A 7,547-nucleotide genomic window follows, 5' to 3' on the forward strand; every position below is an offset into this window, starting at 1 on the left:
AACATTACTGTGCTCAGCGGTTCTGTTTCTTTGTGCTTCCTGTACGAATGAATCCGGCGTTAATGACCCCAAAGTTAATGAACCCGAAGCTTTTGAACTAACCATTATCAGCACTAATGATGTGCATGGTTATGGCTTAACACCAACTGATGAAACTATCGGTTTCAGCCGCATGGTGGGTTATGTAAATACGCTTGAAGAGCAAGGAAAAGAGGTTCTGCTGCTTGATGCGGGAGATATGCTCGCCGGTAATGCAGTTACAAACCTTGATAAGGGAGCAAGTGCGATTGAGGCATTAAACGTTGTCCAATACGATGCCATGACGATGGGAAATCATGCCGTAGATTTTGGTGAGGAACGATTCCTGGTACTACAAACGAAAAGGAATTTCCCATATGTGGTCGCTAACCTTTTCCCAGCAGGAGAAAACAGTGAAAACGGTGAGCCTATTTTTGAACCTTATAAGATTAAAGCGATCAATGATGTCAATGTCGCTATCGTGGGTCTGGTTACACATCAATATTCTGGCACAGAATTTTATTACGAAGATCCAGTTGTCACCATGAACAAGCTGATGCCTGAATTAGAGGCACAGGCAGATGTAATTCTTGTTATTGCCCACTTAGGTGATGAGGTGAGCGAGCTTAGTTCCACACGTCTTGCAGAGCAGGTAAAGGGAATAGACGTTATTCTTGATGGACATGACCATGTTGCCACACCTGAAGGTAGAGTGGTTGGTGGTACACTTATCGTTAATTCCGGTGACAATATGACAAATATTGGTCGTACAACTATCTCTATCGTCGGTGATAAGGTAGTTTCTAAATCGGCTCGACTTGTGGACATGACGGATGAGACATTAAAAAGTTCTGATGATGAAGCTGTATCTGCCGTTCTTGACGCCATTAAAGTGAACGCTGATGCCGTATTAAGTGAAGTGGTTGCCGTTTCACCAGTCCGTCTTGAAGGAGAAAGAGCAATCATCCGTACAGGTGGTACAAACCTTGGACGACTGGTTAGCGACGCTTTCAGAACGAAAAGTGGTGCAGATATCTCTCTTATGAACTCAGGTTGGATCCGCGCAAGTGCATCAGCAGGAGATATTACTCTGGGAGATGTATATAATATTCTGGGAATGGCGGAGCAAACGGGTGGGCTAGTCACTATTCCAATGACAGGCGAACAAGTGCTTACTGCCCTGGAAGCGAGCTTTTCAGCAGACTATGTAGCGGAAACTGGCTTTGAGCAAAACGGCTTTTTAATGCAGGCAAGTGGCTTAACATTCGATGTTGATCCGACAAAAGATGTTGGTAAGAGAATCAGTAATGTTTTCGTTGGCGAGCAAGCATTAGTTGCAGACCAAACATATAGTGTTGCTGTCGTAGAGCTGCTGAATCAAATTGCTGCCATGTATGGAATGCCATATTATGCTGGCGAAAAAATAGAGTCGCACGGGGAAACTACCGATATCCTGGCTGAGTATCTAAAAACTGAAGAAGATGCTTTCACACTTATCGAAGATACGAGAATGAACATCATCAAATAATATTCAACTTATATTAGTTATAGTGTCGGGAAGAGCAAACTTCCCGACACTAATTCAAAGATTCCAGAAGTATCTCCTGCATACTTTCACTGCTTGGTTCCCCCCCAGATTCAAATAAATATTATTGATGACTTTATTGATAAAGAAAACTGTTTTGAATACCTGTCCAGTGATTTTGATTATATCTTTGATGCCATTGACAGTATTCTCGCTAAAGTCGCTTTAATCGCACATTGCAAACGCAATAAACATAAATAGGTCACCCATTAGTAAGCTTCGGTCAAGCAGGTATGTTAATTTCCTTGGTTTTTTTCCAAGTAATTGATCGTACTTAAAGCGCTAATTTGTTGCTAATTAATACACACCTAAAAATCACGATGTTGGTGTCAATATGCACCAGTCACCCATCTGAATTAAAGCGGTGTAGTCATGCAATGCTGTATGGCTACTGCTCTTGGCTTTATAAGCCTCAGTAATTATTTCGTGCCAACGGTAATCCAGTTCTTTGCAGATCTTTCTGCAACTTAACAAGTCTATGGTTCGGTTTTATTTAAACCGTCCAACCCGTTATGGCTTTAACGCTGGGCATATCTTCTTTACAACAAATTAAATGGTATCGTTCAAGGCTCAATCAAGTCTAATGGTTTTACCAACCCCATGTGTAACTCATGAACGATGCCAAATTCTTAACAAAATGCTTTTTCAACTTCAAACGCTACTTTGTCTCGTAACACATAAAAACAAGCTCTGGCTAATTTATGTGCCACTGTTTTAATGGCAATCGTTTGATTAGTTTTAGCTAATTTCCGTTGATAATAGCTTTTAACGGTTTTGTTATAACGAATGGCAAAATTGGCAGCTTCTACAAATGCCCAAGCTAAGTATTTGTTGCCATTCTTGGAATTGGTTTTACCTTTCTTTTTACCGTTGCTATAACGAGCACCACTGACGCAACGGCAATATGAAGCGTAATTCCCAACTTTATTAAATCGATGAATATCACCCGTTTCTAACATGATAGTGAGTGCTAGAATATTGCCGATACCGTCAATGGTTAGCAGTTGTTGAAAATCCTTGCTTAATTTCACTTGTGTTAATGCGATTTTTCTAATGTTTTTATTTGCTCTTTTAGGCAGTTCATCACGACTAAATTACAAATTGTCGCCTGTGCTGTATTTGCTAATGGGAAATGCTTTTCTATTGCTTCTGGAGTTAATTGTTTTATCTTATTGTTGCTCATTTTGTAACTCAGATGGCGCATGTATAACCCTTGAATAGACAAAAAAAGGCGGGACAGCCAAACTTTTTTTTTAAATCCCCACGCTCGCTTATTCCCGGATATAACCATCACTAGTGCCTGCTTAGTAATCCATACTATTAGGAAGGCATGCACTCATTGTGTACGAATATTTTCCCGGAACATTACGATGTTTATCGCTTTAGTTTCGACACGGTGAGTGCCTCAAACTCGCTAACGAATACTCAGGGCTCGCAAATACTGCTCATTATATTGCTTTCGAAGAGTTTGAGATGCATGCAATTGTAATGAAGGAGGTTTGTATGATTTCACATTTAGATAGTGTCGATTATAAAGCATTTATTGGGTTGGATTGGGCGGACGATAAACATGATGTCTGCGTGCAAGATGAGGATACAGGGAAGCGTGAATTTGCAGTTATTCAACATAATATAAATGAAATAGAGTCTTGGGCTAAAGGGTTGTATCAACGTTTTGGAGGTCAAATTGCCATTGCTGTTGAGCTATCTAAAGGGCCAATAATCTACGCTTTGCAACACTTCTATTTTTTTACCATTGTCCCAATTAATCCAACAACATTAGCTAAATATCGTACGGCATTCAAATCTAGTAAAGCTAAAGATGATCCGACTGATGCCGAATTTGCTTTAGAGCTTATGCTGCGTTACCCCGAACACTTTAAACCTCTAGAACTACAAAGTATTCAAATGAGAAAGCTCATGTTTTTGGTTGAACATCGGCGAAAATTAGTTGATGACAAGCAGCGAATAAACAATCAAATAATCAATGTACTCAAACAATACTATCCAGAAGTCCTTGAAATGTTTGATCATCGTGACTCACAAGCATTTTGTGCGTTCGTTCTACGATGGCCAACGTGCCAACATGCAAAACGAGTTCGAATATCCACTTTTAGTAAGTTTTTCCATGTGCATGGAATCTATAAACTGGCTAATATTGAAAGGCGGATATCAATAATCCAAAACGCTACGCCATTGACTGATGACGAGGCCGTTGTTGGAACTCATTCAACCTTAGCGGTAATTTACGCAAAGCGTATTTCTGAAGCTATGGCTAATATTCATCACTATGACAAGCTAATTAGTGATGTGATGTCAGAGCTTCCAGATGCCGTTATTTTTGAGGGGTTACCTGGTGCAGGAAAGTGTTTATCACCTCGCTTGTTAGCCGCTTTTGGCGACCGAAAAGATAGGTTTAACTCAGCGAAGGAAGTGCAGCAATATACTGGCATTGCCCCTGTAACTCAACGCAGTGGGAAGAAAATGTGGGTGCATTGGCGATGGCACAGCTCTAAGTTTTTACGTCAGTCATTCATTGAATGGGCCGATCATTCAAGGCGAGAATCTTACTGGGCCAATCAAAATTATTTGAAACAAAGGGCATCAGGTAGTACTCATCAAGTAGCGGTTCGAGCACTGGCTTTTAAATGGATACGAATCGTTTATAGATGTTGGAAAGATAGCAAACCATACAACGAAGTTCGGTATTTGAATGCACTGAAAGAACGAGGATCACCACTCGTAACAGGTTGAATTATTCTTGACTGATGCCTCAGGGCGTGAAGCGAGCTTGGTAGTGGCCAAATAAATTTAGTCACTTATTTTTAGTTTGTAACTCATATTATAATGGGGGCGTTTGCGACTTAGCTTTCTATCTCGGTTTGGGGCATAAAGCGCCTTAGCTTTTAATCACAAAAGGCGAGAACTAAACCCCAGTACATAGCACAAAAAAATAGTCATTCAATAAGCTTTCTAAGAGCGTCATAAGTTGCTTCAGTGATATTACTGCATATGTTGTTTTTGTCGCTGCAATAATTTACCTTGGCTGGTGGATTGTTTTTTCTGTCCCGCATAAAGATTGAGTGTATTAAAAACGCCTTTTAATCCCGATGCGGTGTAATCTAATTCAATTTTAGGCAGTACAATTTGATGCTTTTCAGGAAATAATGCTTCAACCGCTTGCGACAGAAGTTCATATAATCGCTTAAGGTTAATTTTATGTGTTTGGCCTGTTTCGTTAAACAACCAGTTGGTGATCGCTATAAAGTCATCAAAAGGGTTATCAGCCAATAGATAAGCTAATGAATGTTTAAAGCGGCCTGAATTGCCTATCATATCCCAATATCGTGCAAAGCGATTTACCAGCTGCATGGTCGCAAAATCAATACGGTCTGTACTTAATATATTAAAGGGTGGAAGGGGACTGAAACGTAGATCAAAGGCTTCAGTGTGTCGGATAACCGGAGTACCTCTGAGGCGCTTTAAAATCCCCATTTGAATTTCATGAGGTTGGCATTGATAAAGTTGGTCGAAGCTGTCTTTGAAAGTGTCGAAGGTTTCACCCGGTAGCCCAAAAATAAGATCGGCATGAATATGCGCAGTTGTATTCTCTTTTAACCAAATCAAATTTTGTTTTGATTTCGGGTTATTTTGTTTACGGCTAATATTGGTTTGCACCTCTTGGTTAAAGGTTTGAATACCCACTTCAAATTGCAAACTGCCTTTGGGGAACTGCGTTAACATTTCTTTTAATTTTCTCGGCAGGTGGTCTGGAACCACTTCAAAATGCAGATACAAATCATCCGTCATTCTATCTAAGAAAAACTGCATTATTTGCAGTGAAGTATTAATATCTAAATTGAAGGTTCTATCAATAAATTTAAAATTACGTGCACCTCGTTGGTACAGCGTTTCCATTTGCTCTAGGAATACTTCTAACTCATATGGATTTGATTTAGTGTCTAAAGATGACAAACAAAATTCACATTTAAAGGGGCAACCACGCGACGCTTCAACGTACAGTAAGCGATTTTTTAAATCTTCATCGCTATAATATTGATAAGGCATCTCAAGATTTTTTAATTCAACAGGTTTAGATTTAAGGACTTTACGATCAGGCTCGTTGTTCTTAATAATATCCTTACATAACTCATAAAAACTGATCTCTGCCTCGCCCGTTAAAACATAATCCGACGCTTGAACAATTGCTTGCTGTTCAGATTCATAACTCACTTCAGGGCCACCCAATACCACCTTGACTTCTGGCGCAATGACTTTTAATAGACTCACCACATTGGTGGTTTCTACTATATTCCAGATATAAACCCCAAAGCCTACGATATCTGGTTTAGATTCTAAAATTTGTTCAACAATATCAATAGGTCGCGTTTGAATAACAAATTCTTTTATTTCACAACATTGTTGTAAGTCTTTTAAATTAGCGTAGAGATAACGTAAACCTAAACTGGCATGAATAAATTTAGAATTAAGCGTCGCCAGAACGATTTTAGGTGAAGATAACTCATTGATAACGGAAGTTTTATCTTCACTTAGATCTGTGCGCATAATTGTGAACTCATTATCGAATTGTTGAATAGCCATTAAGGTTCTTAAATATAGGGGGAATGTATGTGCGTAATAATACAGTAATAGATCATTTTATTCAGTGTCTGATTTGGTCTAGCCAACTTATACGTTTGTGTGGGCTAATTTGAGGTGTTTTGCAACAGATTATAGTGTTCGTAGGCTCTACATTACTCAGAAGAAATATATTTAAATACTTCATACGAAATAGCAATCGTCAAATATCACATGTTATGGCTGAGTAATATTGGCCAAAGATTTATAGGTTTCTAACTCGCTTGGGGGCGAAAGCTAGTTAGCTTTCTAAGGCTGAAAGGGGCACAAAAGGAGCGAAATGAGATAAAATAACATGTTCAAATCAACCTTGACTGGGTCTTTATTCTTCCTATACTTTGTCATTTCCCGCATGAAAAATTCAGCAGTTATCAAGAAGCTCCTTACCATTTAGATAAAAAAACAACAAGATTTACGCTGATTGACTTCCGAAAAATAGAGTTCCACCACAACTAATGCGATTTGATTAGAAAAACGTTCATTCTCTACTATGCTGCAATTATGTAGTCGGTTTGTGTTCGTTTTGATTCCAGGCCAAGACAAATTTAACGGCTCATATAACAATATATGCAGAGCACTGTGTATTGTTTGTTTAAATCAAAAATGACGTTTATTCGACCTAGACTGTTTAATATATTTTGAGCTGGTGATTAAGTAAATTTCTTGTGAATATTTTAATTTACTTATATTTGTAGAAAACCTTTCTAAAAACTCGAATTCGTTATAAACGACCATAACGTTTGGAAATAAAAAGATACTTTTTATTATTTGGAGCCTGTTATGCCTATAAAAAAATTGAAAGACTATTTAGATAATAACAAAATTAAGTATGTTGTTATAAGCCACTCTAGCGCTTTTACTGCACTTGAAGTTGCAGCTTCAGCTCATATTCCGGGTAAAGAGTTAGCTAAAACTGTTATGGTTAGAATTGATGGCAAGATGACAATGGTTGTTTTACCTTCATCGTATAAAATTGATTTTGATTTATTGAAAAATGCTACCGACGCCAAACAGATTGAATTAGCTACAGAAGATGAATTTACTATTCTATTTCCAAGCTGCGAAATTGGTGCAATACCTCCTTTTGGAAATTTGTTTAATATGAATGTGTATGTTGCAGAGACATTAACAAAGAGTGAGCAAATCACTTTTGCAGCAGGATTAACTTCAGAGTTGATAAAATTAAGCTATCAAGATTTTGAAAAATTAGTTAAACCGACTGTTATAAAAATTTCGGTACCTTTTTAAATTGTAACTACTCAGCACCTTAATAATTTAAGGTGTTTTTATCAAATAAGACTGTAAA

Annotated in this window: 6 protein-coding genes; 3 read left to right on the plus strand and 3 right to left on the minus strand. The window is 38.2% G+C overall.

Going from position 1 to position 7,547, the window contains the following annotated elements; genetic code table 11:
* The coding region (locus AC4GME_RS15850) for a bifunctional metallophosphatase/5'-nucleotidase (protein WP_490379739.1) at positions 1-1,546 on the plus strand (1,546 nt) is incomplete at its 5' end.
* Positions 1,547-2,232: 686 nt separating this feature from the next.
* Here the strand turns inward: AC4GME_RS15850 and AC4GME_RS15855 are convergent.
* Together AC4GME_RS15855 and AC4GME_RS15860 are read right to left on the minus strand one after the other, a co-directional pair.
* Positions 2,233-2,634 (minus strand): transposase, encoded by a 402-nt coding sequence (locus tag AC4GME_RS15855; protein ID WP_490379740.1) that lies wholly within the window; start codon positions 2,632-2,634, stop codon positions 2,233-2,235.
* A gap of 5 nt (positions 2,635-2,639) precedes the next feature.
* Complete coding sequence (locus AC4GME_RS15860) at positions 2,640-2,897, minus strand: hypothetical protein (protein ID WP_490379741.1); 258 nt, start codon at positions 2,895-2,897, stop codon at positions 2,640-2,642.
* Positions 2,898-3,106: 209 nt separating this feature from the next.
* Between AC4GME_RS15860 and AC4GME_RS15865 the strand changes: the two genes are divergently transcribed.
* The gene (locus AC4GME_RS15865; RefSeq protein WP_490379742.1) at positions 3,107-4,357 is read left to right on the plus strand and encodes an IS110 family RNA-guided transposase; all 1,251 of its coding nucleotides are present in this window, start codon (positions 3,107-3,109) and stop codon (positions 4,355-4,357) included.
* Positions 4,358-4,606: 249 nt separating this feature from the next.
* On the opposite strand, the gene AC4GME_RS15870 is transcribed toward AC4GME_RS15865, so the two are convergent.
* Entirely contained in the window at positions 4,607-6,205 is a 1,599-nt protein-coding gene (locus AC4GME_RS15870; RefSeq protein ID WP_490379743.1) for a B12-binding domain-containing radical SAM protein, read from the minus strand.
* Between the two features lie 816 nt (positions 6,206-7,021).
* On the opposite strand from AC4GME_RS15870, the gene AC4GME_RS15875 reads away from it, so the two are divergent.
* Positions 7,022-7,489, plus strand: a complete 468-nt coding sequence (locus tag AC4GME_RS15875) for an aminoacyl-tRNA deacylase (RefSeq protein ID WP_490379744.1) — start codon at positions 7,022-7,024, stop codon at positions 7,487-7,489.
* The last annotated feature ends 58 nt before the right edge of the window (positions 7,490-7,547 follow it).

Source organism: Psychromonas sp. (assembly GCF_983033635.1).